This is a genomic window from Paenibacillus sp. JT31N11 (genome assembly GCF_056269285.1).
In genome coordinates this window covers 236990-261871 of the sequence record NZ_JBWDNQ010000007.1, presented here as the reverse complement: position 1 = coordinate 261871, position 24882 = coordinate 236990, and the positions used below count along the sequence as shown (strand labels likewise).

The window sequence follows — 24882 nt, the reverse complement described above, 5'->3', positions numbered from 1 at the left end:
CATGAGAAGGTCAGATTGGAGAGCTTATATGGAAAATGCAACACTGTTATTAGTTACACATAGCCGGATGGAAAGCGAGCGCATTCTGTTGCGTCCGGTTTCGCTTAAGGATGCTGAAGATATGTTCGAATATACATCCGATAAAGAAACGACACGCTTCATTTATGCGCAGCATCAGGATTTGAACAAAACGAAACAGGTGATAGCGAACTATTTTGTGAAAGAAGCGCTTGGAAAATATGCAATCGTGTTAAAAGATAGCGATAAAATGATCGGAACGATTGAGTTCAGAGTCCACGAAGCCAACCAAAGCGGCGAATTGGGTTTTACGTTAAACAGGCATCATTGGGGCAAAGGCTACATGACAGAAGCGGGCCAATTAATATTGGCATTAGCCTTCGATGTGCTGGGCCTGGAGCGGGTATTTGCGATGCATGACGTTAATAATCCCGCTTCCGGAAAAGTAATGATTCGTTTAGGGATGACTTATGAGGGGACTCTTCGGAGAAACCATGTGGCGAATGGCGTATTTGCCGACAGCGCTCATTATTCTATTTTGAAAGAAGAGTATGGTGTTAATTCCTGAGACTATATTAACATCGGGGGTTATCCTTTTAACCGGTTGCACCAACGGGTTGAAGAATAACCCTTTTTTTATTGAAACTTTGAGCAGGAATCGCCTCACAATGGAATGAAAATACGGAAAGAAAGCATATCCCGGGGCATAAAATTTTTATTATTTCTGTCACACTCCGCCTCCATTGCCCGTCATACAGGTGAAAAAACCGAAAGGGTGATTCACGATGCGACAATACGATGTAGCAGTTGTAGGTGGAGGAGTTGCCGGTTTGACAGCGGCAATCTATGCCGCAATAGCAGGAAAGAAAACGGCAGTCATCGAAAAACAGGATCGCTTGGGCGGCCGGGCCATTTCCAATAAGAAAAAAGGAGCCTATTTTAATTTAGGCGATCATGCCTTATACCATGGGGATGCTCTTGCGACGTTCCGTGATTTAGGGAAATTGCTTACTTTACCTATGGGTGTTAAATCCTTGCTCACTACCTCTCTTTTGTCCTGGAAGGGTAAAATGGAGCTTGCCTCCTGGCTCACGAAATTAGGAAAACTGGATGCCCATCGATATGATCAAATCAGCCTCCGTGAATGGATTGAAGGAAATTTACAGGATCCCAAGGTACGGAATTTATTCTACGCTCTGACGCGTACGGCCAGTTATGTGGTGGCGCCTGATTTACAAGCCGCGGGTCCAGTCATCAAACAGCTTCAAAATACCCTTCAAGGCGTTCGTCACCTCTCCACCGGCGGTCACTCACCAACTCGTGCCCGATGCTGAAGCAACCGCTCTTCATACTTGGAAAGAACAAGCGATAGAAATCACGGCTGCTTGTCTGGATGTAGCTTTGCGGCGTCTCGCAAAACCGAAACAACAAGTTGTTTATGGAATTGATCAAACGGTCTTTCTCTCCAACCAGTCGCGTGCGGCCTATCTAAGCGAGGATGGTGCTCAGGTCATTTCCATGATCAAGTATCAAGGGCAGGAGACCTGTCCGGAAAAAGATCAAGAGGAGCTGGAACAAGCCCTGGAGCTTATACAGCCGGGCTGGAGGGACGAATTGATTGTCCGTCAATATCTCCCCAAGATCACGGTTTGCCATGATTTTATGCATATGAAACGCCAGGAAAACCCCGGCCCCGCCGTCCCGGAAATCAAGGGGTTATATGTGGCAGGAGAATGGGCATCGCAAGGTGAATTATTGGTCGATGCCGCGACAGCGAGCGCGAAAAGAGCCGTACAACATTTACTCTCCCTTGAGGGCAAGGAGAAAGATGGTTGGTAATATATGAGCACAGAAGCATTGTATAAAGTCTACAAAGCTCCTCTTATTTCTTTGGCTTATCGAATGCTGGGAAGTGTCATGGACGCAGAAGACATTGTGCAGGAAGCCTTTCTAAGTTATGATCAATTGCCCGATTCCAATACTATTCATAATGAAAGAGCGTTCCTGTATAAAATCGTAACGAATCGTTGCCTTGACCTGTTGCGTTCATCGGCAAAAAAACGGGAGATGTACATTGGGCCTTGGCTCCCGGAGCCTTTGATTGACCAAGGGGTCCCGGAGGCCGACCCCTCCGATGCTTATTTACGACGCGAATCAATATCCACGGCGTACCTGCTGCTCTTGCAGCAGCTCAATGCTGTGGAAAGAGCGGTCTTTCTGCTACGTGAGATTTTTCACTACCCGTTTGACGAAATTGCTGAAATGGTCGGGAAAAGCAGTGAGAATTGCCGACAAATATTCCATCGCGCCAAAAAAAGTATTCATTTTGATCCTGAACAGAATCTGCCGATCCCGATTGCAGAGAAGAAAGTCAAGGATTTTGTAAATTATCTTTTACAGGGGAATGCGAATAAATTGCTTGAACTGGTAAGTGAAAATGCGGTTTTTTATTCAGACGGTGGCGGCAAAGCAAGAGCGGCGCAAGTTCCTATAGTCGGGTTTGATCGAGTCATCAACCTGCATTTCAATCTGCTCAAGATGTATGAAGGCAAATTTACGTACTCTTTCCTTAACGTTAATGGATTACCGGGGATTCGAATCCTCTTCGATGGTGATATTCAACATGTGTATTCGTTTGCATTCAATCATAATAAAATCCAATCGATCTATGCTGTAGCAAATCCAGAGAAACTAAGACATTTATAAAGCAGGGCAGCGGAAAAATAATAGTGAAGTTAAATTTAGCTCCTGGCGGAGGGTTGTTAGCCATTTCAAAATAAGAGTTGCAAACTAAAAAAAGATCGGTTATGATGAATTCAAGTTAGTGATTGGTCAATCAATAATGTAAATTGCTTTTGGAGAAAGGATGTCATCATCATGGCGAAAGGATCAGCAGCTTCTGCTAACCGCCGTACAGATATTGTCTCCGCCGCGATTGAGGTCTTTGCTGAAATTGGTTATTACCGCGCAACTACAGCACAGGTCGCAGAGCGAGCGTCGATCTCGCAGCCCTACGTTTATCGTTTCTTTACGAAGGAATCCCTGCTGGTGGAGGCTCTGGAGGTTTCATGGGAACGAATTATAAAAGCATTCCAGATTGTCATTGACAAAGAAACCCCCAAGCAATTGGAAATCGGTCTTACACGGGCCTACGAGGAGATCATGGAATCCCACCGCAATGAAATTTTGCTTCAGATGCAGGGGCAGACGATTCGGGAAACACCGATTCGGGAGGCAATGAGAACGGGCATGGGCCAGGTGAAAGAGCTCGTGGAGAATGCCTTTATCCAAGCCGGGTTTGAAGATGCGCGGGACCGAACTTCAGATTTTCTCGCAAGAGGCATGCTGTGCAATGTATCGATGGCCATGGATATGCCGGATTTGATGGTAAAGAGATAAGATATAAATTTTTTTATAGGACTGTAATTGATCAATCAATAACAAAACAAAAGGCAGCACGTATTGCTTGTTCCAACAAGCGTTGCCAAGAACGAATTAAAGCTTGATCTGAAGCAGAACCGGAAAAAATTTTAAACAATAGTAATTGGCTAATCAATAACAAATAAAAAGGAGAGAAGCAAATATGAAAAATGCAGCAGGAGTGAAGATTATGGAGAGAAGCCGGGCAAGGAGCGGCTTTGCTCCACATTGCTCGGGCCGACGCTTGTCATTGGCGCAGGGCTTGGCGGCGTTTTTGTCGCAGGGACAGAGCTTGCCGTACACGGCGTGACGGAGAACGAAGCAGGGCTGGCCGGCGGACTGGTCAATACGAGCCAGCAAATCGGTGGAGCGATCGGGCTGGCCGTCCTGGCTGCGGCTGCGGCATCCAGAACGAATGGACTGTTGTCTGAGGGCAGCAGCAATCTTCAGGCGCTGACCGGAGGATTCGCCCGGGTATTCCTCGGAGCGGCAGTGCTTGCAATCGTCGGCGCGCTCATTGTTATCCTTGTGCACCGGACGGAAGTAAAGAAGGTGAGCGCATAATGGCTGGAACAACAAGCAAAAAGCGTAAATTGTGGATGGGACTGCTGCTCGCGCCGGTCATCCTGATCGGGGCTGCCGCCGCCCTGTATTTCTGGCAAATCCGGCTTCAAAAACCGGAGGAGATCAATATGGCCGACCATATGCATGCTATGGATGCCATGTCGCATGCCAGCCATCAGATGGAAACTTCAGCAACATCCGTCACTCCCTGCGATGCGATTAGAGCCGCAGATACTCTGGCGCTGGTTCGTACGTTTGAGATGACCGCCGCTCAAACCGCGTTGAAGCTGGATAATGGAAAGACTGTAGAGGCATGGACATTCAATGGCTCATCGCCGGGCCCAGAGCTTCGGGTAACCGAAGGCGACCGGGTTATGGTGACGCTTCATAACAAGGACATTGAAGAGGGTGTAACGATTCATTGGCATGGTGTGGTTGTCCCTTGCTCGCAAGACGGAGTAGCGGGTGTCACGCAAAATGCGGTGCTGCCCGGGGAGGAGTTCACTTATGAATTTATTGCATCCCAACCTGGCACCTACTGGTACCATTCCCACCAGATGAGCTCGATTCAGGCGGAAAAAGGACTTCTGGGACAGTTCATTGTGGAGCCCAAGCAGGCCAAGGCTGCCGCAGCACAGGATATTGCCGGCCTCATGCAGAAGCTGGATTCGAGCTTCGTCATTAACGGCAGGACGAAGGGACTTGAGGTATCCGGCAAACCGGGCGATACCTTCAGGGTGAGGCTGACCAATGGCGCCAACGATACGATGGAGATGGCTGTCGAAGGGGCGCCGTATCGGATCATTGCGATGGATGGCAACGATATCCATGAACCGGGGCTGCTCGATCATACGAATTTCCAGATGGGAGCTGGTCAGCGGTATGATTTGCTGCTGAAGATTCCGGAGCAAGGTACAGCCGTGGTCAGAAGCCTCACGGAGGAAGGCTTGAAGATTACGATCGGCGAAGGAGCAGAACCTGTCCATTCGGCGAACAATATTTTTATCGACTTCCTTGATTATGGAACAGCCTCAGAAGATGATCCTGTTGATCAGCCGACCTTTGATCAAACCTTCGATCTGAGGCTCGGACAGAACTTATTCGTTAATACAATCAACGGCAAGTCCTTTCACGAAATTCCGCCTATGACGGTGAAAGAAGGAGAGCGGATCAAGATCACGCTCACAAACGAAGGAGGAGGCGGCCACCCTTTTCATATTCATGGTCATACCTTTCGCGTATTGAGCCGGAACGGTGAGCCCCTGAGAGGAAGCCCCGTCTTTCTGGACACCATCCTAACGAAGAAAGATGAGACTTATGAGCTGTATGTGCTGGCCAATAATCCTGGACTATGGATGGCGCACTGCCATAATTTGATGCATGCCTCTATGGGCATGAGCATGATGCTCAATTACGAGGGTGTCACGACTTCATACCGGGTAGGAACCAAATCCGGAAATTTGCCTGATCTGTAGGGCGGCCCGCCTGTCGATATGCCGCCGCCGCTGCCGACGAAACAAGAAGATACTTAAAGACTCTTGAGCCACATATATTTTTGTTATGGCGGAAAATGGAAGCATCGGAAAGGATGTTGACATGATGGTGCTGTACAAAAAAATAAAGATCGACGGATTGGATATATTTTTTCGTGAAGCCGGGCATCCGGGCAATCCGGCGATTATCCTGCTTCACGGATTCCCAAGCTCCTCCCATATGTTCAGGGATCTGATTCCTCTTCTGGAAGACCGGTTTCATGTCATTGCCCCGGATTACCCCGGCTTTGGAAACAGCAGCATGCCTGCGGCCCAAGACTATCCTTACACCTTCGAAAACCTGTCTCTTGTGATGGAAAAGCTAATCGCCAAGCTCGGTATTTCCCGCTATATCTTGTATGTTCATGATTATGGAGGGCCTGTCGGGTTCAGGCTGGCTGTCCGCAGTCCTCAACGTATTCTCGGATTTGTCATTCAGAATGCAGTGGCCGATGTGAGGGGGCTGGGGCAGCCGTTCGATCTCTTCAAAGCCCTTTGGGCGGACAGAAACCCGGCAACCGAAGCGGCATTTTCCGAACTGGTGACCTTTGATTTTACAAAAAAGCAGTATCTGACCGGAGTATGCCAGCCGTATCTGATCAGCCCCGACGGGTACTCGATGGACCAGTTTTTTCTGGACCGCCCGGGAAACAGTGAAATCCAGCTGGAGCTGGGCTACGATTACAGAAAGAACGTAGAGGAATACCCTGCTTGGCAGCAATATTTGCGGACCTATCAGCCCCCTGCGCTGATAGCCTGGGGTAAAAACGATTTTATCTTTACGTTGGAAGGCGCCTATGCCTTTAGCAGAGAACTTCATCATATTGAAACCTGTCTTTTATGCGGAGGGCATTTTGTGCTGGAGGAACAAAGCCGGCATGTTTCAGAGTTAATCAAAAGCTTCTTCTTTGGACGCATATAGTGAGTCTGTCACTCTACCATCCCGCTGCGGAGCGCAAAGACCACTGCCTGCGTTCGATCCTCGCATCCGAATTTTTGTAAAATACGATGTACATGCGATTTTACCGTACCCTCGGCAATGAACAGCTTTTGCGCGATTTGGTCATTGCGCAGCCCGTAAGCCATCTCCTGTAAAATCTCCTGCTCCCGGTCCGTCAATGGCTCCAATAGAGGGAGTTTCGAGTCACCACCGGTTGCCGGAAAACCGGGTGCGGCCACTCTCTGCAGAGCGACGGCTGCCTGTCCGGTCTTGTACACGGCTTCGCCTCTGAATGCGGACCGGACCGCCTCCAGCATCTCTTCAACCTCCGCGTCCTTCAGCAAATACCCGACCGCTCCCGCCCGAATCCCCTGATAAATATACTCCTGGTCGTCAAATGTGGTTAAAATGACGGTCTTTGCTTCCGGTACCCGCTTCATAATCTCCTTCACCGCTTCAATGCCCGACATGCGGGGCATCTGAACATCCATCAGAATGACATCCGGACGAAGCCGCAGGGCCAGCTCAACCGCTTCTACGCCGTCAGCAGCCTCCCCTACGAGCATCATATCGGCCTGCAAGCCGATGATGTAGCCGAATCCTTGCCGGATCATCGTCTGATCGTCGGCGAGCAGAACTTGAATTTTTCCGTTGAGCGGCATAAATCCGGACCTCCTGTTTAAGATTCAATTTGCCCGCCCGTATCAACGCTTGGGATGGTTGCTGTAATTTCAAAGCCGTCCTGTTCGGCAATCCTGTAGCTGAGGCTTCCGCCTTTCTCCTCCAGCCTTGCTTTCATGACCCGCAAGCCAAATCCTTCGCTGATTTTGTAATCGTCCGCAAGCACGCCGTTATCGCGGATGCGCATCACGATACTGTCCCCATCCCTGCCCAGCCCGACCTCCAGCAGCGTTGCGCGGGAATGCCGCATAACGTTGGTGATCGATTCCTGCAGTACCGGGAATAGAGTCTCATATACTTCGGCGCTCACATCCTCGTCTTGCAAATCGGTATGAAACCGGTAAGCGATGGAGGCCGCAGCCTCCATTCGCGAAAGCAGCGATTTCAGAGCCGCAATCCCGGGAATCGTGCGGTTGCCGGCAAGGGCGTGTACGGAAGACCGTATGTCCTGCAGTCCCTGGCGGGCTACGCCCAGCATTCCTTCCAGCGATTGTCCCGCTTGGACGGGATCTTCCTTCATCATATAGCGTAAAGCCTGCATTTGTACGATCAATGACGTCAAACTGTGTCCCACGGCATCGTGAATTTCACGGGCGATATGGGTCCGCTCTTCCAAGATTGCGTTCTGCAAAGCAGTAGCCGAAGCGTCCTGCAGCTGTTCATAGGCGTCCTGCAGCTCTTCCAGATGCCGTTTGTTCATTTCATGGATTTCATTTCTCTGGATCCGGCTGCGGATAAAAAAATAAAGCACGATGGCAAGGAGAATAAAAGAAACGAGATTGAACAAGTCCGCATGGCCAAACCGGATATACAACGTCGCCGTTATGAACATGACCGCAATCGCCGTATTCTGGCCTTTGAGAACAGACTGGCGAAGCGCTGCGGCAAACAGGAGGATAGCGATAAAATAAAGCAGCTTCATCTCCTGGAACCAAATGATCCCGATCGCGCACTCGATTACGAGCATACTTGCGGCTATCACTGCCCGCGTTATCGTCCACCATGTTTTCGGAACGAACAGAATGCCGGAGAAGGTCGCCCATATCACGAGATGAATCCCGATTTGGGGAAGGGGAGCCTCAAACATCCGGTTTGTATTCATAAGAAAAAAAATGACCGCGGCGCTGGCAAACGGTTTTCCATAGGAGCGGTAATCCACATTTGTCCCCTCCCTTGTTCCTTTCGCTGCATACCCCTTCATTTTAGACCGGGCCATCGGCAGAATACAACAATCCCGGTTGTCTTTAAGCGAATATCTATCGGCAGATATAGGGATGCATGTTTATGTTCTATCTGTAGTTGGTCGTTCGCAAGCGCTATTAGGGGGTATCATTAGCATCAATCGACGGGAATTTATAAAGGAGGCAATGTTCATGAGTGGGCAAGTCATTATTTCTTTGCTCTTAGGCGTTTTTATTGTTTACCGGATTTTCCTGCGCGTCCGCCGAACGTTTGGATGGCAGCAGCTGAACCTGGGAAAAGTGCGGATCATGACCGTTATTTTGGGCGTGGTCGGGCTGCTTTTCTTTGTTGAAGGAGCCTTCGACACCGTAAGCCTGATTTCGAATATGATCGGAATTGCGCTGGGTATTGCTCTGGCTTGTTACGGAGCGGCCAAGACCCGCTTCGAGCGGCGGGACGGAAATTGGCGGTACCGTCCCAGCTCCTGGATTGGCGGAACCGTAACCATTCTTTTTTTTGGGCGTTTGATTTATCGCATATACGATATGATGCAGTCCGGCAATCTCGAGCAGAGCCTTCAATTATCCGACCGGCTGAAAGATATGGGCAGTTCCTGGACATCGGGGCTGATGCTCATTATGTTCGCTTATTATGTCACCTGCAATATCATTTTATTATCCAGGCAAGAATTGAGAGTGTCGGGAGTGTAAGGCTTTCGAATGTCCCCGTCAGCCACTGGGCGTTTCTGAAAGAAACGATGCGTATCTGGCAACCCTACAAGGGATGGGGCAAGAGCTCTGCACAAAAGAACAGCAAAACGACAGTAGTTATGGCAAAAGGGCTGCCTCCACAACATGGAAGGCAGCCCTTTCCTGCATTAAAATTTACTGCTATCGTGATTTTCTCTGATTCGCGTCTTTGTCATAGGCCGTTCGCGCTGTCACTTCCTCACCTCTGCTATCGTGTTCTCCGATTCCGGTCTTCGTTAAAGATAGTCCGCGCTGCTGTCACTTCCTCACCTTGGCAGGCTCATTCGCTCTGAAATGCAGTCTGATCTGCAAGCTTCCAGCATGGACCATACTCTCACTCCAACTTCCTCGGAATCAGAAGCTCTCGCGTCTTATGCGCATAGAGCTGTCCCATTCATTACCCTGTCCCGTTGCAAGTGCAGTGGGGTTTTTCCTTGTTATAGATGAATGGGATTCAATTTGGATGCTTGCAAGCAGGAAAATCCTTATTGGATCTGCACATGGATGATGAACGGCATGCTGAGGGTGACTGCAGCGAGGTATTTCCTTGTTGGAGAGCCAGTGGAGACTTCGTGAAAGTGCATAAGCAGGAATTTCCTTGCTAGGCGATTCCATAGGACTTGCCAGGATCATTGAGGCTCTTCGTTGAAGCAGCAGTCGATATGTTCGGGGATAGCAGCAGTAGTCGATATGTTCGGACGCTTAAGCGTCAAAAAAGAGAATTGGAGCCTGCGGGAAGCGAATGTGGTTTTGTGTACGGGCTGTATGCAAACCCGACCTGTTTTCCCCAGCCTTTACAAATGAAACACGCAGCGTTGAAGAACCGATAACATAGGGCTGTTAAAGTGAAAACAGAAATAAATCAACAAGAAACCGCAACAAACCACAAAAGGAGAGGGACAAGAAACCATGCAGAAGCAGCTAACAAGAGGGATTATGCTCCTGGCCATCATTCTATTGACGGTGAGTCTGGCAGCATGCACGAAGGCGAAGGATAACGGCAGCGCCAATGCGGCGGCAGCCGGAAACGGCGGAAATGCGCAGACGAATGTCAATTCGGAGGCAGCGCCGGAATTATCGGCGGCCGATCTGGAAGCCAAAGCGAAAGAAGAAGGCGAAGTCGTCAGTGTCGGCATGCCGGACTCCTGGGCGAACTGGAAAGACACCTGGGCGGATATGAACACCAACTACGGCCTGAAGCATACCGATACGGATATGTCGAGCGCCGAGGAAATTGCCAAGTTTGAAGCGGAGAAGGACAAGGCTACCGCCGATATCGGCGATGTAGGCATCGCGTTTGGACCGGTTGCGGCTGAGAAAGGCGTAACACAGCCTTACAAAACCTCCTACTGGGACGAGCTTCCTGCCTGGGCGAAGGACGCAGACGGCAACTGGGTAGTCGGGTATCAGGGCACCATCGCATTCATGGTCAACAAGAACCTCGTGAAGGACGTGCCAAAAAGCTGGGATGACCTGCTCAAAGGGGATTATAAAATAGCGGTCGGCGACGTTACCAAAGCCGCGCAAGCGCAAATGTCCGTACTTGCCGCAGCCATCGCAATGGGCGGCGACGAGAAGAATATCCAGCCGGGCGTCGACTTCTTCAAGAAGCTGGCCGAGCAGAACCGGATCAGCAGCGCCGATGTTACGACAGCCAATATGGAAAAAGGTGAAATTCCGGTTGGATTGATGTGGGATTTCAACGCTCTTGGCTACCGCGATCAAATCAACCCGGATCAATTCGAAGTGGTTATCCCTTCGGAAGGCAGCGTCGTGAGCGGCTATGCGACCATTATTAACAAATACGCGCCGCACCCGAATGCGGCGAAGCTGACACGCGAGTATATTCTCAGCGACGCCGGCCAAATCAACCTGGCCAAAGGCTTTGCCCGTCCGATCCGCGACAGCGTCAAGCTTCCGGACGACGTAGCCGCCAAGCTGATTCCGCTGGAGCAGTATAAGAACGCCAAGCCGATTGCGGATTATCAGGCCTGGGACGAGACGGCGAAGACGCTGCCGCAGCTGTGGCAGGATAACGTACTGATCCATATGAGTTAATCCGGACCGGCTCACGTGGACATGGATGCAGGCGGCGCAGGGCTGCGCCGTCCGTATCCGGCTGCCGCGCGCAGCCGGCAGACAACAACCGAGCTATCATAAGGAAGGGAAAGATTATGAGCCAACAGTTGACGCTCAAGAAGAAAGCTGCCCGGCGGTACCGCTTCAATCCCGTCGTGCTCGCGCTCATCCCGTTCGTGGTGCTGATCGTCATGTTTGAATTGCTGCCTCTTATCTATCTGATCATGACCAGCCTGCTGTCCGATGACGAAACGCATTATACATTATCCCAATATGCGACGGCGCTGACCAGTCCGTATTATCTGAAAGCGATCACGAACAGCGTCACGATCTCGCTCGGATCGAGCGTCATTGGTCTTATCGTGTCCCTGTTCGCCGCTTATTCCCTTACGAAACTGTCCACGGCGGCACGGGAGAGACTGCTCACGATCTCCAACATGTCCTCCAACTTTGCCGGCGTTCCGCTGGCATTTGCTTATATCATTTTGCTTGGAAATAACGGGATTTTCACGATTCTTCTGAATTCATGGGGGCTTGATGCTTTCAGTCCCGATCTTTATTCCTGGACCGGCCTGATGCTGGTTTACGTTTATTTCCAAATTCCGCTGGCCACGCTGCTGCTTTATCCTGTCTATTTCGGCATCCAGGAGCAGTGGAAGGACGCTTCAGCCCTGCTCGGGGCGGGCACCTTCACGTTTTGGCGGAAAATCGGGCTTCCGGTTATCCTCCCCGGCCTTGCCGGCACATTTATTATCCTGTTCGCCAATTCGATGGGCGCTTATGCGACGGCGTATGCCCTGGTTGGCGGCAACTTTAATCTGCTGGCGATCCGGATCGGATCTCTTGTAGCCGGCGATGTCGTCACGAAGCCGCAGCTGGGAAGCGCGCTTGCGGTGCTGCTCGGTCTGATGATGATGGCGGCGCTGGCGGTCAATGCGCGGCTGATGCGCAGCCTGCGCAAGGAGCTTACGAATGTATAAACCACGGCATGCGAATAAGCTTGGCGGAAAGGGGCATTAACCTTGAACAGGAATATGCCGCGGGGGCAGCGGCGCGCTAACCGTTTTCATCGCATCATCTGGACGATTCTCATCATCTATCTGGTTCTTCCGCTGCTGGCGACGTTGTTGTATGCGCTGGCAGGGAATTGGCAGACGACGATTTTGCCCGAATCATGGACGCTGAAGTGGTTTGAGGACCTGCTGCACGACAGCCGGTTCACGGATGCGTTCGTCCGTTCGATCGTCGTATGCGGGATTAGCCTGATAGTGAGCACCGCGGTCATGGTGCCTACAGTTATCATTGTCGTACTTGAGTTTCCGAAATGGGAGAAGGTGCTGAATATCCTGGCCCTCATCCCCTATGCGGTGCCGGGCGTAGTTGCCGCGGTCGGGCTGATTCGTCTCTATTCGTCCGGTCCGCTGGCCATCTCGGGCACGATCTGGCTCCTGTGCGGCGCCTATTTCGTCGTGGTTCTGCCCTTCATGTACCAGGGAATCCGCAACAGCCTGCGTTCGGTCAACGCCGTCATGCTCCAGGACGCGGCGATGCTGCTGGGCGCCGGACGCTGGCAGACGTTCCGTTATGTGCTGCTGCCGAACGTTATGCCGGGCCTTACCGTATCGCTGCTGCTTTCGTTTGCGGTGCTGTTCGGCGAATTCGTGCTGGCGAACCTGCTGGTCGGCGGACAATACGAAACGATCCAGATTTATTTGTACCGGCGGCAGGGGGAGAGCGGACATCTGTCGAGCGCGGTATCCATTACGTATTTCGTACTGGTTGCCATTATTTCAGGCGTGATGCTCAAACTGGGCAAGCGGGTGCTGAACGCGCCTTCCGGTGCGGACGACGACAAGCCGGCGGCAGCCGGGACCAAGAAGGGCAGGCATTCGGACCCGGGAACCGCTGCGGGCGGAATCAACTTGCAGGGAGGACAGGAACTTAGATGAGCTATGTCGAATTTGAAGGCGTATCGAAGTTTTTCGGAACCGCCGGCGCAGCGCCGGTGCTGGATGCATTGTCGCTGGGAGTGGAGAAGGGCGAATTCGTCACGCTGCTCGGTCCCAGCGGCTGCGGCAAGAGCACGCTCCTTCGCTGCGTGGCCGGCTTGACCGGAATTGACGAAGGCACCGTCCGGCTGGACGGGGTCGATCTTACGAACATGGCGCCGAAGAAAAGGAATGTCGGGATGGTTTTTCAAGCCTATGCGCTGTTCCCCAACATGACGGTCTACGAGAATGTTGCCTTCGGGCTGAAAATGAAGGGCATGCCGCGCGCCGAAATCGAGCGGACGGTCAAGAAAATGCTCGAGATCATCGACATGTCGGAGAAAAGCGGACAGTATCCGCAGAGGCTGTCCGGAGGCCAGCAGCAGCGGGTGGCGCTGGTCCGGTCCCTTGCCGTTCAGCCGAAGCTGATGATGATGGATGAGCCGCTCAGCGCACTCGATGCGAAAATCCGGAAAATGCTGCGGCTGGAAATCCGCCGCATTCAGCAGGAGCTGGGCATGACGACGCTGTTCGTGACGCATGACCAGGAAGAGGCGCTTACGATGTCCGACCGGATCTGCATTATGAATCAGGGCCGGATCGAACAAAACGGAACCCCCGAGGAAATATATACGAGGCCCAAAACGGCGTTTGTCGCCCGTTTTATCGGCAACTACAACGTGCTGACCGCAGATGAAATGGCGGGTATCGGGGGAGCGGCGATTTCTTCAGCCGGACGCTTCGAACTGGCAGCCTTCGCCATCCGGCCGGAAGCGGTACGGATGGCCTCAGCGGAAGATGGGGGTGCGGACAATGCAACGGACGCCGGCACGGACTCGTACCGGATGAATGGCACCGTATCGGAATGCACGGCACTTGGCGCACTGCTGCGCTACACGGTCAGAGTGGGGAATTTGAGCATCACGACCGACGAGTTGAATGCGCCGGCGAGCCGCCGTTTTGCGCCGGGCAGCCGGGTCCGCCTCACAGTCGACCGGGACGCGTGCGTCCCGCTGGAAGGATAGGCGCATAGAATGCCGCCGCAAGCGGCAATGGCTGTCATGAAAGGTAAGCGAATAGTATTGAGGTGAGTTGCAATTGTCAGTTTCATCGGAACAGAGAAAAGAATTTATTCTGCAAATCCTTGACCGTGAGGGAAAAGTGAATGTGCTTCCGCTTGCGAACCGGTTCTTGGTGTCTTCGGAGACGATCCGGCGCGATCTGGATGTGCTGGAGAGGGAAGGCCAGCTTCGAAGGGTTTACGGCGGGGCCGTCAGGCATTCCGGTTACAGCCCCTCGGAACCGCCGTATGCGCTGCGGAAGAGCCAGAATGCGGAGGAGAAACGGGCGATCGGCCGGGCTGCCGCAGACTGGATCGAGGATGGAAGCACCATTGTGATTGATGTTGGCACAACGGCTATGGAGCTGGCTATGGCGATTCAGGACAAGCAGCAGCTCAAAGTCATTACCAATTCCGTCGCTGTCGCTGCCGTCCTCTCGGACTCGCTGAACCAGGGCCGGTTCCGCGGCAAGGTGACATTGCTCGGCGGTGAGCTCAACCCGGAGCAGCAGTCGATCAGCGGTCCCTTATGCGAACGGATGATGGAGCAGTTCCGGGTGGACCTCGCGTTCATGTCGGTCGGCGGCGTATCGCTCGTCGACGGCATAACCGATTACGACGCAAACGAAGCGTCCATGTCGCAGCTGTTCGCCCGCTGCGCGCAGAGGGTTGTCGTCCTGGCCGATCATTCGAAGCTGGGCGTAACGACTTTCGCGCGAATCATGCCTTTTGACGGGATTGAGGCTATCATCTGCAATGTGGAATGTCCGGATGAATGGAAGGATGCCGTTGATCAATCCGGCGTGCAGTGGATTGCGGCAGCGTCCGAATACATGAAGGAGGAATAACGCCATGCAGAAAGTGATTATGGTTGTGCTTGACGGCTTGCGCTATGATACGGCGCGCGCCGTCATGGGATATATGGAGCATCTGGTGGAGAAGGGCCGTGCCGCCTGCTACCGCGTCAGCTCGGAGCTGCCGAGTCTGTCGAGGCCGCTGTATGAGGTGCTGCTCACGGGGACGCCGCCCGTGGAGAACGGTATTACAGCCAATCATACGGTGAGGCTGTCGAATCAGCGCAGCGTGTTTCAGCTTGCGGCTGAACAGGGACTCACAACCGCGGCGGCGGCTTACCATTGGGTCAGCGAGCTGTACAACCGCGCCCCGTTCAATCCGATGACCGACCGGATTCAGCTGGACGGAACATCTCCGATCCAATACGGGATGTTTTATTTTGACGATACGTACCCGGATACGCATCTGTTTGCCGATGCCGAATACCTTCGCCGGGCGTATGCCCCGGATTTTCTCTATGTCCATCCGATGGGAATCGACGACATCGGCCATAAGCATGGGGCCGGTTCCGCCGAATACCGGCAAATTACCGGAGCGGCGGATGCGGTTCTCGCCGGACTGCTCCCCGTTTGGCTGGAAAATAAATACCGCATCATCGTCACAGCCGATCACGGCATGAACGAATTCGGACAGCACGGGGGGACCGGCCAGGGAGAACGGGATGTGCCCTTCTACGCCATAGGACCGGAGTTTACCCCGGGCGTATACGAAGACCCCATTCCCCAGCTGGCGGTCGCGCCGCTGGTGTGCGGACTTCTCGGTATTCCTTGTTCTGCAGCGATGAGGCCGATTGAGCTGCCGGGCTGTTCATTGAATCAAGCGGCTGCAGGCAGAACGGAATGAAAGTAGACTTTCATTTTCACCTGGAGGAAGGCCCGTATTCGCTGCGCTGGCTGGAGCGGACGGCGAGGGCGCTTTCTGCAACGTCGGATGAGATCGGAAGGGAACAGGAGACGGGGCGGTCCCCTCTCCACTCCCTGTCATGGATCAATAGCGTGAGCGCCCAGCTGGGACGGCGCATTGAGCAGGGGCCGTTCCACCAGGACTGGATTAAACGGTACCTGGCGGAGGGACGGCGAAGAGGAATCGGGAAGTTCGGACTGGTTGATCATCTGTACCGGTTCGAGGAGTTCAAGCCCTATTACCTCAAGCATATCCGTGTCGACGATTCGCCGCTCGGCAGACTGCAGCGGGAATGGCTGGACCGGGTATGTGTGACCTCGGCGACTGCGTTTATTGAGGCAGCCAAGGACGCCGCCGGCAGCGATGACGCGCTGTCGGTTGGCGTGGAGGCGGATTATTTTCCCGGCGGGGAAGCCGAGCTGGCAGGACTGCTGGAGATGCTGGATGTCGATTATGTCATCGGTTCCGTCCATTTCATTGACGGCTGGGGCTTTGACAATCCGGAGACGGCTTCACGGTTTGAGGACGAGAATCTGGAATTGCTGTATGCCAGGCATTTCTCGCTGGTCCAGCGTGCGGCCCGCAGCGGGCTGTTCGATATGATCGGCCACCCCGACAATATCAAGGTATTCGGCTACAGGCCGGATGAGGGACTGCTGGGGGAGCTTTACCGGGAGACGGCGCGAGCCTTCAAGGAGGCGGGTGTCGCAACTGAAGTGAACACGGGTCTGGCGTACCGGTATCCGGTGAAGGAGATTTGTCCAAGCCCGCTGCTGCTTGCCGCAATGTTTGAGTATGGCGTGCCGGTCACATTCTCGTCGGATGCGCATTATCCCGACGATCTGGGCACTTTGATTGACGAAGCGGTCGAGCTGGCGAAGCGGACCGGCTACCGCGAGGCCGCCTGGTTCAAGGGCGGGAAGCGCTATTTATCTGAATTGTAAGCAGGCTTTTTTTGAGCTGAAAATGAAATGGGGGGCTTTTCCATAAGGCCAGGCTCTTAGAAGCCAACTCAATAAACATACGAAAGCACCTTCTTAAAACCACGATTGACGTGGGAAAGAAGGTGCTTTTTCGTTATCGTTCAAGGCTGTAGATAAAGCCCGGCAGGTCCGGGTCAGCTTTTGATGGCGCCAGCGGCGATATCGGATATAAACTGCTTGCTGATAAACAGAAATAGCAGAATCAGCGGCAGCACCGCAAGCAGCGTACCTGCGATGACCATGGAGTAATCGGTCATATAGATGCCGTTTAAGGACGAGAGGGCAATCTGAAGCGTGAATTTGCTCTCGTCGGTGATGATAATGAGCGGCCAGAGATAGTCATTCCATACGCCGATAAACGTGAACGCGCCGAGAAAGGATAATGCGGGACGCAGAATCGGCAGGGACAGATTCCAATACAGGCGGAAGAATCCGCAGCCGTCAATCCGTCCGGCATCCAGCAGCTCCGACGGAATGGATTCCTCGGCATACTGCCTGATCCAGAAAATCCCGAAGGCATTCACCATGCCGGGAATAATAAGAGCCTTGAAGGACCCCACCCATCCAAACTTGGCCATAATGACGAAGGATGGAACGAGCGACAGCTGGGCAGGCGCCATCATGGTGGCCAGCAGCAGGATAAACAGCCACTTTTTGCCCGGAAAATGATATTTGGCAAACGTGATGCCGGCCAGTGAATCGAAGAACAATACCAGCACCGTACAGACAGAAGCGACGAACAGTGTATTCAGAAAAGCGCCAAAAAAATCAATATTGGCCATAACCCGCGATATATTGTCAAACAGCTCGCCGCCGAACCATAATTTCGGAGGATAGCTGTATATTTCCGCTGTCGTGCGTGTGGACATCACCAGAAGCCAGTAGAAAGGAAAGATTGAAACGATTAATCCTGCAATCAGTCCCAGATGCAGCAGAGTCGATTTCCATTTTGCTGTTGGCATATGCCATCACCCCATTTATCATATAATCGTTAATTATTGGCCGACTTGCCCTGAACCAGCTTCCAGTTCACGATCGAGAACAACGCGATCAGCACGAACATTCCCCAGCCCACTGCGGCTCCATAGCCAAAGTAGTTGTTGATGAAAGCCTCGCGGTACAAATACAGCACGATGGTAAGCCCGCCGCCGCTCACGCCGCCGTCATTGCCGACGAGCACCTGGGACTCTGTAAAGATCTGCATGCCGCCGATGGTCGAGGTAATGACAGTGAACAGAATAATTGGCCGCAGAATGGGAACCGTAATCCGGAAGAAGGACTGGACGCCTGAGGCTCCGTCAATTTTGGCTGCCTCATACAGCACCGTCGGGATGCTTTGCAGTCCGGCCAGATAGATGACGGCATTATAGCCGACCCAGCGCCATACTACCATCAGGGAAACTGCCAGCTGAATCCCCCATGTTTCGTTCAGCCATTCCACGGAATGAAGGCCGAACAGGGAGAGAATGTAGTTCAACAGGCCATAATTGTTGGAGAACAGGGTGCTGAAAATAATCGCTACCGCTACCAGCGACGTTACGTTCGGCAGAAAATAACCGATCCGGAAGAAGGTGCGGAATTTTACGAATGACGCATTCAGCAGGAAAGCGACGACAAGCGCCGAGAACAGCATCGGTATGGTGGAATACACCCAGATTAGCAATGTATTGCCCACGGCTTTCCAGAATTCCGGGTCCGAGAGCATGAACCGGTAATTGTTCAGGCCGTTGAAGGTCATCTCCCCGATTCCGTCCCATCGTTGAAACGAGAGATACATGGAGAAGGCAATCGGGAACAGCCCGAATATGGCAAACAACAGGTAAAATGGCGAAATGGCTAAATATTCTTTGCGGTGCTTCCATATTTCAGAGGCGAGTCCGCGTTTGGGTTCCCGCACTCTTGCATGTAGGGCGGGCTTCGTCGATGTTTGCAGTCTGGTTGGTTCGGCCATAAGCTTAACCTCCTTATAGTAGATGGCGTACAGTTATTTCATTTTGGCTGCTTTCAACCTTTGCGGGCGGCATGGCCTCAACGCTGTAATGCCATAGATGGACGGAAGCGGCATGGCTGAAGCGGCCGGCTTGGTGCCTTTAGCGCAGCAGCTCCTTTTTAACCCGGGCCAATGCAGCCTTCCATGCTTCATCGGGGTTCTTCCCCTGAAGCGCAACGGACTGCAGCTGGCGGCTTACGATCCCGTTAAGATTCGCGTATTTAGAACCGAAGTAAGCAGGCTTGACATTCCTTGCCGACTCGGTAAAAATTTCACCGGTTGCCTGTCCCCCGAAGAAATCTTCTTTTTGCAGCAGCTCCTTCGCATCAAGCGCCTTGACAGCCGACGGAAACAGGTTGACATCGGTGAAGGATTTCACTTGATTCTCGGGATTCTGCAGCCATTTGATGACCTCGAAGGCTTCCTTTGGATGCTTGCTTGTTCTCATGATGGACAGGAAGGAGCCGCCATTGTTGCCGTCTCCGCCTGGCGCCCGCGCCACCCGCCATTTGCCGGCCGTGTCGGGTGCGGCTTGCATCAGAACTTCCTTGTTCCAGACCGCGCCGACAAAAGAAGCGATTTTACCGTTGTTCATGGCGGCGTTCCATTCGGAGGTGCTGCCGTTGGCATTGGCCAGGAGTCCCATTTGGGATGCCTTCACAGCAAGATCCCAGGCTTTCTTCATGGAAGAAGAGGAATCTTCCCCGATGAAGGTTTCATCCTTGTTGAAGTAGATCTTATCGCTCTGGGCGTTCACCTGGGTATAGATGCTGCCGATATTATCCGTCAGCTTGACGTCATCTCCCAGCGCAGACTGGAGCTTCTCTCCCGCCGCGAAATATGCCTCCCAGGTTCCCAGCGCATCGCTGACCTCCTTGGGGTCGCTAGGCAGTCCGGCCTTCTCGAACAGATCGGCGCGGTAAAATAAAGCTGTAGGTCCTGTATCGATAGGAAGCGCTATCATTTTTCCTTCAGGCGAAACCCCGAGCTGCCATTTCCAATCCAGATAGTCCGGCTCAATTTCTTTGGCGCCGAGATCATACAAATTATAGAAGCGGTCCGAATTCGGGAACATTTCCGTCACCCAGTCATTGAAAGCGACGATATCAGGCCCGCCTGATCCGGCTGCAAGCGTTGTTTTCAGCTTGGATTTGAAATCGCCGCCGATTTTTTGCGCATTGATCTGCAGGGTCGGGAATTGCGTCTCAAGGGATGCAATGAGCTTATCATCCAGGCCGCGGTTCCAGTACCATAGTGTAAGCGTTGTCTTTTCACTTGAAGAATTTCCAGCGGAACACCCACACACGGTCAGGACAATAATGAATAATAATAAGGCAATCCGTTTTTTTGCCACTTACGCCGCCCCCTTCTTCGTTTGTAAATACTTTTGTAAGCTCCTGAATGTAAAAAGTACGAAAAAAGCTATACTTCCTTATGTAATAAACAAAGATAACACGATTGAAACGCATTATTATATGGAAGTTAATTACATATGAAAAGGATTGGAAGCGATCCAATTGCCTGTTCATATGGTATAGTAATATCAGGAAGCTCACCGGATCAGCCCATTGTGGCGAACCGCAATCACTGGCGAAGGAGTTCATGCGATGACGACCGACCAAGCCCCTCTTCATCCTGAAGTAACCGCTTACCTGAAGCGGATCGGCTATGAAGGCAATCTTGACGGAAGCGCCGCGGCGCTGGCCGAACTGCAGGAGCGGCATCTTCATGCGGTCCCCTATGAGAATCTTGATATTTTGAAGCGAATTCCGCTGTCGCTGGAAATCCCGGCGCTCTTCGACAAAATCGTTGTGCGCCGCCGGGGCGGATACTGCTTCGAGCTCAACGCGCTGTTCGGCTGGCTGCTGCGGGAGCTGGGATATCCCGTTACCGACCTGTTCGCGCGGTTTTGGCGCGATGAGACCGATGCCCCGCCCAAACGGCGCCATCATGTGCTGAAGGTGGAGGCCGAAGGCATCTCCTACCTGTGCGATGTCGGCGTGGGGGGCATCGTGCCGCGCCGTCCCATCCAAATGCAGGAGCTGCTGGAGCAGCCGCAAGGAGAAGAAAGCTATCGTCTGGAGCGGGATGCCTATTATGGCTGGGTGCTCAGCGAATGGAAGCGGGGCGGGTGGAGCTGGCTGTATTCATTTACCGACGAGCCGCAGCTGCCCAAGGATTTTATTATGGCAACCTACTGGTGCGAGAACGCCCCGGATTCTATTTTCACCAGGAACGCCATGGTGGCGATGCGCACCCGCGAGGGGCGAAACACGATCGCAGGGCAGGAATTCCGTATCTTTACTGCGGATGGGGTTCATGCTTTTACGCCAGCTTCGGAAGACGATTATAATGAGGCGCTGCTTACGTATTTCGGAATTGCCGCCCCTTAGCAGGGAAGGCCGCTCAGGCAGTCTTTTTGACCTTATAGAATTTATAAGTTTTCACGCCTATAAATTTCTATAAGGTTTGAGGGAAGAAACTAACGATGCCGCCAAAGGACGGCGAAGCCGTTTCTTCTTACACGTTATAGAATGTATGAGTTTCACATTTACCCATTTCTATAAGGTCTGAGGGAAGAAATTTACTCTGCCGCAAGAAGGGCGGAGCCGTTACTTCTGTTACATTGGGCTTCAGGACGGGTAATCCAGGTTATGAATTGATGCTGAAACAAGTCAAACCAAGGGTAATGATTCTTGTGAATTCTGGGAAATTGGGAAAGCGAGGCATGGACGACATGGAGAAACGACAGTATGGACGTACCGGAATGAATGTGAGCATCCTGGGCTTGGGGGGAGCGGAGATCGGCTTTCAGGGCATTACCGGGGAACAGGCGGACAAGCTGCTTGGAAGCGCGCTGGATGCGGGCCTGAATCTGATCGATACCGCGGAATGTTATGCGATCAGCGAGGAATTGATCGGCAAGACGGTGGGGCACCGCCGTGACGATTATTATCTGTTTACCAAATGCGGGCATTCGTCCGGTATTGATTTGCCCGATTGGGACCCCGCCCTGCTGGAGCAAAGCATTGACCGCAGCCTGAGCAGGCTGCAGACGGACTATGTCGACGTCATTCATCTCCACAGCTGCTCGGAAGATATTCTGCGGCAAGGCGATGTGATTGATGTGCTGAAGCGGGCCAAGGAAAAGGGTAAAACCCGTTTTATCGGGTACAGCGGGGACTCTTCGGCCGCCCTGTACGCGGTGCAAAGCGGGGCGTTTGACTCACTGGAAACATCCATCAGCATCGCGGATCAGGAAGCGATCGAGCTGACCTTGCCGGAAGCGGCCAAGCGGGGCATGGGCGTTGTCGTCAAACGTCCGATTGCCAATGCGGCCTGGAAAACAGGCAAGCTGCCGGAAGATGAATATCCGCACGAATATTGGAGGCGGCTGCAGGAATTGAACTACGATTTCCTGGACGGCGGCCTGAGTGAATCGGTGGGAACGGCCCTGCGCTTCACGCTGTCCATTCCCGGCGTTCATGCCGCAATTGTCGGCACGGCCAACCCCGGGCGGTGGCTGGAGAATGCCAAGCTGCTTGAGAAGGGGCTCTTCCCCGGCAGCAGTACGAGGCCATTCGTACGCGCTGGAAGGAAATTGCCGGAGCGGATTGGGTAGGCCAAGGTTAAATCGGAAGATGGCTGCCGGAGCGGATTGGTAAGCCAGGGTTAACCCGGATTAAGAAAGAATGCCGGACTGTGTTCATCATCCGAAACAGCCAGTGCGCGCCAACTTGAGTAACGGCGCGTACCGGCTGTTTGGTTTTTATTTTCTTCAGATCTGGATTGGGGCATTTTCAGAAGAATAAGCGGAATGGGAACGAATCGAAGCTGCTGCTTTTGATCTTTTATGATAGAACACATAAGAACCGGCTATGAACAGGAATCCGATAATGACGGGCAACCAGCTGCCTGCAGGGTCGCCCACGGAAATGCTGGAATACATGGCCCCTCCAAGATCAAAAACCAAACCGGCATAAGCCCATTCCTTGATTCGCGGAAATCCGGGAATCAGGATGGCTGCGACACCCAGCAGCTTGGCGATTCCGAGAAAGGGCAGCAGGTAGTGGGGATAGCCCAGATGATCGAATAATTCAACGGCATCGGGGACGGACATGATGTCAGGAATGGATCCAACAAGCATTAAGGCTGCCAAAGGGCCGGTAAAAATCCAATAGATCAATGTATTTCTTTTCATATTAAATTCATTCCTTTCTGGTTTTAAGTTCACAATTACATAAGTTTTGCCAGTTGCTCCTCGAAGCGATCCAGCGTTTGTTTGGCCCCTTCAACAGCTCCGTATTCTTTTACCACAGTATCCAGCTCTTCTGCCGACTTGAAGAGGGACCGCATGGTCAGACGGGTCTTATTGCCCTGCTCGGCGAACGTCACCGTGACGCGAAATTGCTCGTCATCTCCATCGCCGCCATGGGAATATATAAGACGCTCTGGTCTGACAACCTCAATATAAGTAATTTTATTATCGTAATCGACCCCGTCGAGGCCATGCATAATATAGCTCCATACGCCGCCTGGTCTTATGTCTAGGCCAGAATGGTTATGGTAAAGTCCGCTGGTCCCCACCATTGCGGCAGATGCCCGGGATCCGTCCATGTTCTAAAAACCAGCTCGTGCGGTGCTTGAAAAACACGATGGCAATAAGTTCCCGGCCTTCTATTGATGCTGGAGTATTGCTTGCTGCATGGTTTGCTGACATAATTCCATTCCTCCAATTTCGTTGTGTAATAAACTTCCTGCAGGACTACTGCATATCGCCATGTATCACATCCTTTCTTTGCAGGTCCTTCAAGAATCGTCCGCACGGGCAAGTCTCTCGTCCAGGACGTGTTTCGGTTCGGTCAGGGCAATAAAGCTTGAATTCATGAGTTGAATATACCTTAATAGGAATATTCCTGTCAAGGAATATTAAAAACTTATTTTGGTGCGTCTTTGCATCATGTTTTTGATGGCTGGTTTTCGTTCCATAAAAAAAACCGCCTCCTTAAGGGAGACGGCGGATGGAATGATTATTAGGGATATGGCGCGAATGCTATACCTCCAGCCGCTTTGGGCAGGCAGGTTATTTCCAGACAATCGTGCATCTCGAAGAGATGCGCATAAAGTTCTGGATTCCTCGAAAGATGGGCATACAAGCGTGCGCCGCCTCAGAAGAACCATTCGATGAATGGTCGCCCGCGCCTTTAAATAGGCATTTCTTTACCGGAGAAATCAACGAAATTGAAGCGGCTCTCCGGAACGATTTTGCGTTCGATCTGATCCACGATGCCGCGGGCGCTGTTGCCCGGATCGTTCGGGGCCGATGCTCCGCCCATATCCGTCCGCATCCAGCCGGGGTGGATGCTGAGCACCTGAATGCCGCGGCCTTTCACATAGGAAAGCAGCTGCTGCGAGAACATATTCAGCGCGGTTTTGGAAATCGCATAAGGATAATCGCCCGGATAGGCATTCGTGATGCTGCCCGCTTCGGAGGAAATATTAATGATCGCAGCATCCTTCTCCGTCAGAAGCGGCAGGAAATGCTTGACTACACGCATCGGACCGTAAAGATTGATCTCAAATGTATTCACCACATCGTCCATATCCAGGTTCTCAATTTGCGTGTTGCGGGCTACCAGAATCGCCGCGTTATTGACGATCGCTCCAAGCGTCCTGCCCTCCTGCTGCATCCGGGCAGCAAGTGCTGCGATGCCTGCCTCGTCGGTTACATCCAGCTCGGCGACGGTAAGCTGTTCTCCGTACTTGTCGGCAAGTGCCGACAACTTGTCATTTTCCTGACCGGGGCTTCGCACTCCTGCTATTACAGCATGTCCCCGCTCCAGCGCTTCAGCGGCAATCTCGTAGCCCAATCCACGATTGGCGCCTGTTATAAGCAAATTCATTGTTATATCCTCCTTCGAATGGTTGGTAAGCATAC

25 protein-coding genes and 1 pseudogene are annotated in these 24882 nt (G+C 52.5%); 18 read left to right on the top strand and 8 right to left on the bottom strand.

Annotated features, from left to right (window positions below; all coding sequences use genetic code 11):
- The first annotated feature begins 28 nt into the window (after nucleotides 1–28).
- The 8 genes from AC0YNV_RS23780 (at nucleotide 29) to AC0YNV_RS23745 (ending at nucleotide 6456) form a co-directional block, all read left to right on the top strand.
- Nucleotides 29–586, top strand: a complete 558-nt coding sequence (locus AC0YNV_RS23780) for a GNAT family N-acetyltransferase (protein ID WP_475770233.1) — start codon at nucleotides 29–31, stop codon at nucleotides 584–586.
- 262 nt (nucleotides 587–848) lie between these two features.
- On the top strand, nucleotides 849–1352 hold the full coding sequence (locus AC0YNV_RS23775) for an FAD-dependent oxidoreductase (RefSeq protein ID WP_475770232.1): 504 nt from the start codon (nucleotides 849–851) through the stop codon (nucleotides 1350–1352).
- Nucleotides 1339–1857, top strand: a complete 519-nt coding sequence (locus tag AC0YNV_RS23770) for a hypothetical protein (RefSeq protein ID WP_475770231.1) — start codon at nucleotides 1339–1341, stop codon at nucleotides 1855–1857. Before AC0YNV_RS23775 ends, AC0YNV_RS23770 begins: the two co-directional genes overlap by 14 nt.
- A 3-nt stretch (nucleotides 1858–1860) precedes the next feature.
- Nucleotides 1861–2724: an RNA polymerase sigma factor SigJ gene (gene sigJ / locus AC0YNV_RS23765; protein ID WP_475770230.1), complete on the top strand. Its 864-nt coding sequence runs from the start codon at nucleotides 1861–1863 to the stop codon at nucleotides 2722–2724.
- Between the two features lie 171 nt (nucleotides 2725–2895).
- Entirely contained in the window at nucleotides 2896–3417 is a 522-nt protein-coding gene (locus AC0YNV_RS23760) for a TetR/AcrR family transcriptional regulator (RefSeq protein ID WP_475770229.1), read from the top strand.
- Between the two features lie 249 nt (nucleotides 3418–3666).
- On the top strand, nucleotides 3667–4002 hold the full coding sequence (locus AC0YNV_RS23755) for a hypothetical protein (RefSeq protein ID WP_475770228.1): 336 nt from the start codon (nucleotides 3667–3669) through the stop codon (nucleotides 4000–4002).
- Nucleotides 4002–5477 (top strand): multicopper oxidase family protein, encoded by a 1476-nt coding sequence (locus AC0YNV_RS23750; protein WP_475770227.1) that lies wholly within the window; start codon nucleotides 4002–4004, stop codon nucleotides 5475–5477. Before AC0YNV_RS23755 ends, AC0YNV_RS23750 begins: the two co-directional genes overlap by 1 nt.
- Nucleotides 5478–5598: 121 nt before the next feature.
- Nucleotides 5599–6456, top strand: a complete 858-nt coding sequence (locus tag AC0YNV_RS23745; protein ID WP_475770226.1) for an alpha/beta fold hydrolase — start codon at nucleotides 5599–5601, stop codon at nucleotides 6454–6456.
- Nucleotides 6457–6464: 8 nt separating this feature from the next.
- Here the strand turns inward: AC0YNV_RS23745 and AC0YNV_RS23740 are convergent, their stop codons facing one another.
- Both AC0YNV_RS23740 and AC0YNV_RS23735 read right to left on the bottom strand, forming a co-directional pair.
- On the bottom strand, nucleotides 6465–7136 hold the full coding sequence (locus tag AC0YNV_RS23740) for a response regulator (protein ID WP_475770225.1): 672 nt from the start codon (nucleotides 7134–7136) through the stop codon (nucleotides 6465–6467).
- Between the two features lie 17 nt (nucleotides 7137–7153).
- Nucleotides 7154–8314: a sensor histidine kinase gene (locus AC0YNV_RS23735; protein ID WP_475770224.1), complete on the bottom strand. Its 1161-nt coding sequence runs from the start codon at nucleotides 8312–8314 to the stop codon at nucleotides 7154–7156.
- A gap of 214 nt (nucleotides 8315–8528) precedes the next feature.
- Here AC0YNV_RS23735 and AC0YNV_RS23730 point away from each other — a divergent pair, with 214 nt between their 5' ends.
- From AC0YNV_RS23730 to AC0YNV_RS23695, 8 genes are all read left to right on the top strand, one after another.
- Nucleotides 8529–9047 (top strand): CcdC protein domain-containing protein, encoded by a 519-nt coding sequence (locus AC0YNV_RS23730; RefSeq protein ID WP_475770223.1) that lies wholly within the window; start codon nucleotides 8529–8531, stop codon nucleotides 9045–9047.
- 948 nt (nucleotides 9048–9995) lie between these two features.
- Nucleotides 9996–11144 carry an ABC transporter substrate-binding protein gene (locus tag AC0YNV_RS23725; protein WP_475770222.1) on the top strand — a complete coding sequence of 383 codons (1149 nt, stop codon included), beginning with the start codon at nucleotides 9996–9998 and terminating at the stop codon, nucleotides 11142–11144.
- Nucleotides 11145–11260: 116 nt separating this feature from the next.
- Complete coding sequence (locus AC0YNV_RS23720) at nucleotides 11261–12145, top strand: ABC transporter permease (protein WP_475770221.1); 885 nt, start codon at nucleotides 11261–11263, stop codon at nucleotides 12143–12145.
- A 42-nt stretch (nucleotides 12146–12187) separates the two neighbouring features.
- Nucleotides 12188–13114 carry an ABC transporter permease gene (locus AC0YNV_RS23715; RefSeq protein ID WP_475770220.1) on the top strand — a complete coding sequence of 309 codons (927 nt, stop codon included), beginning with the start codon at nucleotides 12188–12190 and terminating at the stop codon, nucleotides 13112–13114.
- A complete protein-coding gene (locus tag AC0YNV_RS23710) occupies nucleotides 13111–14178 on the top strand; it encodes an ABC transporter ATP-binding protein (RefSeq protein ID WP_475770219.1) in 1068 nt (355 codons plus the stop codon). The genes AC0YNV_RS23715 and AC0YNV_RS23710 overlap by 4 nt, the downstream gene beginning before the upstream one ends.
- A 73-nt stretch (nucleotides 14179–14251) precedes the next feature.
- Nucleotides 14252–15061: a DeoR/GlpR family DNA-binding transcription regulator gene (locus tag AC0YNV_RS23705; protein WP_475770218.1), complete on the top strand. Its 810-nt coding sequence runs from the start codon at nucleotides 14252–14254 to the stop codon at nucleotides 15059–15061.
- 4 nt (nucleotides 15062–15065) lie between these two features.
- Nucleotides 15066–15911 carry an alkaline phosphatase family protein gene (locus tag AC0YNV_RS23700; RefSeq protein WP_475770217.1) on the top strand — a complete coding sequence of 282 codons (846 nt, stop codon included), beginning with the start codon at nucleotides 15066–15068 and terminating at the stop codon, nucleotides 15909–15911.
- Nucleotides 15908–16915, top strand: a complete 1008-nt coding sequence (locus tag AC0YNV_RS23695) for a PHP domain-containing protein (RefSeq protein ID WP_475770216.1) — start codon at nucleotides 15908–15910, stop codon at nucleotides 16913–16915. Before AC0YNV_RS23700 ends, AC0YNV_RS23695 begins: the two co-directional genes overlap by 4 nt.
- 173 nt (nucleotides 16916–17088) lie before the next feature.
- Here AC0YNV_RS23695 and AC0YNV_RS23690 read toward each other — a convergent pair whose 3' ends face one another.
- From AC0YNV_RS23690 to AC0YNV_RS23680, 3 genes are all read right to left on the bottom strand, one after another.
- A complete protein-coding gene (locus AC0YNV_RS23690; protein ID WP_210038707.1) occupies nucleotides 17089–17916 on the bottom strand; it encodes a carbohydrate ABC transporter permease in 828 nt (275 codons plus the stop codon).
- Nucleotides 17917–17945: 29 nt separating this feature from the next.
- Nucleotides 17946–18905: a carbohydrate ABC transporter permease gene (locus tag AC0YNV_RS23685; RefSeq protein WP_475770215.1), complete on the bottom strand. Its 960-nt coding sequence runs from the start codon at nucleotides 18903–18905 to the stop codon at nucleotides 17946–17948.
- Nucleotides 18906–19044: 139 nt separating this feature from the next.
- Nucleotides 19045–20298: an ABC transporter substrate-binding protein gene (locus AC0YNV_RS23680; protein WP_475770214.1), complete on the bottom strand. Its 1254-nt coding sequence runs from the start codon at nucleotides 20296–20298 to the stop codon at nucleotides 19045–19047.
- Between the two features lie 253 nt (nucleotides 20299–20551).
- On the opposite strand from AC0YNV_RS23680, the gene AC0YNV_RS23675 reads away from it, so the two are divergent.
- A complete protein-coding gene (locus AC0YNV_RS23675; protein WP_475770213.1) occupies nucleotides 20552–21337 on the top strand; it encodes an arylamine N-acetyltransferase family protein in 786 nt (261 codons plus the stop codon).
- A gap of 344 nt (nucleotides 21338–21681) precedes the next feature.
- Nucleotides 21682–22577 (top strand): annotated as a pseudogene (locus tag AC0YNV_RS23670) (aldo/keto reductase).
- A 145-nt stretch (nucleotides 22578–22722) separates the two neighbouring features.
- On the opposite strand, the gene AC0YNV_RS23665 reads toward AC0YNV_RS23670, so the two are convergent.
- The 3 genes from AC0YNV_RS23665 to AC0YNV_RS23655 all read right to left on the bottom strand — a co-directional run bounded on the left by AC0YNV_RS23665 (nucleotide 22723) and on the right by AC0YNV_RS23655 (nucleotide 24847).
- Nucleotides 22723–23145 (bottom strand): DoxX family protein, encoded by a 423-nt coding sequence (locus AC0YNV_RS23665; RefSeq protein ID WP_475770212.1) that lies wholly within the window; start codon nucleotides 23143–23145, stop codon nucleotides 22723–22725.
- Between the two features lie 35 nt (nucleotides 23146–23180).
- Nucleotides 23181–23561: an SRPBCC domain-containing protein gene (locus AC0YNV_RS23660; RefSeq protein WP_475770211.1), complete on the bottom strand. Its 381-nt coding sequence runs from the start codon at nucleotides 23559–23561 to the stop codon at nucleotides 23181–23183.
- 587 nt (nucleotides 23562–24148) lie between these two features.
- The gene (locus AC0YNV_RS23655) at nucleotides 24149–24847 is read right to left on the bottom strand and encodes an SDR family oxidoreductase (protein WP_475770210.1); all 699 of its coding nucleotides are present in this window, start codon (nucleotides 24845–24847) and stop codon (nucleotides 24149–24151) included.
- Nucleotides 24848–24882 lie beyond the last annotated feature (35 nt).